The sequence below is a fragment of the Vibrio sp. EA2 genome, assembly GCF_033042495.1.
Lineage (GTDB): Bacteria > Pseudomonadota > Gammaproteobacteria > Enterobacterales > Vibrionaceae > Vibrio.
Genome location: NZ_JAWLID010000040.1, coordinates 1 through 1,767 on the forward strand (window position 1 = coordinate 1; position 1,767 = coordinate 1,767).

The window sequence follows — 1,767 nt, forward strand, 5'->3', positions numbered from 1 at the left end:
GCCATAATGCAAGAAATAGCTTATGACCAACATATCCGAATACCTGTTTAGCCACGCAATGGCGATAATAATTAGCCCAACCCCTTAATTTCGGATTTATCACTTTGATAAGATCGTTCACAGAGGTTGTTGCATGCTTTTTAATGAGTTCGCGCAGATTACTCAAGAACAGCAATGTGTTAGATTTACTCGGTTTAATGAGCAATTTCCCTTTGTACTTTCTGTGGTTGAACCCTAGAAAGTTAAAGCCGTTATCGATGTGCGTAATGTGCGTTTTCTCTTCAGATAATGTTAAGCCTCTTTCCGCTAAGAAATCAGCAATCAACGGTTTGATATCATTCTCCAACACTTCCTTTGAAGCGCAGGTGACGACGAAATCGTCGGCGTATCCAATGAAATTGGCTCTAGTACCCTTTTTGAGGGCCGTAGACTTAATATGCTGCTCAAGTCCTGCAAGAGTCATTAGCATCAAGGTTGGTGATATTATCCCACCTTGTGGTGTTCCCTCATCGGTGCGATAAAACAGACCTTTGTCCATAAAGCCAGACTTTAGCCATTGTTCCAACATTCTCTTATCAACAGCGATGTTATCAAGAAGCCATTGATGGCCGATCTTGTCGAAACAAGCTTTGATATCCCCTTCAAGTACCCATTTAGCTGATTTCTTTAATGCCAAACATTTGAAACACTGCCCAACTGCATCGGCAGTACTGCGATTTGGCCTAAATCCATAACTATTGGGGTCAGCAAGCGTTTCCGATATAGGCTCTAATGCAAGAAGGTGGAGGGCTTGTTGCGCTCTATCTATCATGCATGGAATTCCCAGTGGTCTAAGCTTGCCGTTCTTTTTGGGGATGTAGATACGCTTGAGCGGTTGGGCTTTGTACGCCTTTCGACTCAATTGATTAACTGCTTTTATGCGGCGTGCATCTGTGTTCCAGATGACACCATCTATTCCAGGCGTTTTACTGCCTTTATTTTGAGATACTCGCCTTACTGCAAGAAGCTTGGCTGAGCGAGAATGAGTTAGTATCCACTGCAAGGCTTTCGCTTTACCGTGTTTACCTTCTCTAGTTGCCTTTGCGATACGTATCTGAAGCTTTAATACATGCGATTCAATGGGTTTCCAGTCGATAGACTGCCATTGAGCGCTGTCAGGAGAGGCACTAATCTCTTTAGAAATCATCATTTGCGTTTCTCCTTAAATAAAGTTCTTCAAACTTTCTCGCAACGAAAGACCAGTCGGAAGTGGGCTCACTTTCGTGACCAGACACGAGTCTGTATCTGCATCGTTACAATGCAGCCTTCGCTTTCTCCGACCTCCTTTACCCGCATCGCTATCGGCCACAAAGGCTTTCCCATAGGGAGCGATACAGGCTTACCCTGTTCCGTATGTTACGTAAAATGTCAACTTAGATGCCCACTCTAGTGCGGAGAGTACTCTGATCACGAAAGGCCAGTGCCCAACTCCTTTCCGACTCTCGTTGCCGTTTTGGCCACAGCGTATTAACCACTTCCGCTGCTTCATCATATAACGCACCTTTAATGGATTCACATACGTTCATCATATTGACTCCCTAGCACTTACCCGAATTGTGGTTTTCAGGAGGAACATCCTCTCACGATTTTGTTCCCACTCAGCCTAACGGCCAAGTTTCGTTACATTGTCAGATCCGCTGCTTTATTCAGGATCCTAGGGTCATCTGGTGATACAGACGGTTCACTCTTGTCGTAGTGAACAACGCTTCATACGACTTCAGGTCGCAC

The 1,767-nt window shown here is 44.7% G+C and carries 2 protein-coding genes; both read right to left on the bottom strand.

Going from position 1 to position 1,767, the window contains the following annotated elements; genetic code table 11:
- Window positions 1-1,189: group II intron reverse transcriptase/maturase (gene ltrA, locus RXX31_RS24595; RefSeq protein WP_317592201.1), on the bottom strand; the 1,189-nt coding region annotated here is incomplete at its 3' end.
- A 223-nt stretch (window positions 1,190-1,412) separates the two neighbouring features.
- Entirely contained in the window at window positions 1,413-1,568 is a 156-nt protein-coding gene (locus tag RXX31_RS24600; protein ID WP_167542826.1) for a hypothetical protein, read from the bottom strand.
- Window positions 1,569-1,767: the final 199 nt, after the last annotated feature.

Excerpts from the sequence above, each read along its gene's own strand:
- RXX31_RS24600 (WP_167542826.1), bottom strand. The coding sequence starts at position 1,568 with ATGATGAACGTATGTGAATCCATTAAAGGTGCGTTATATGATGAAGCA.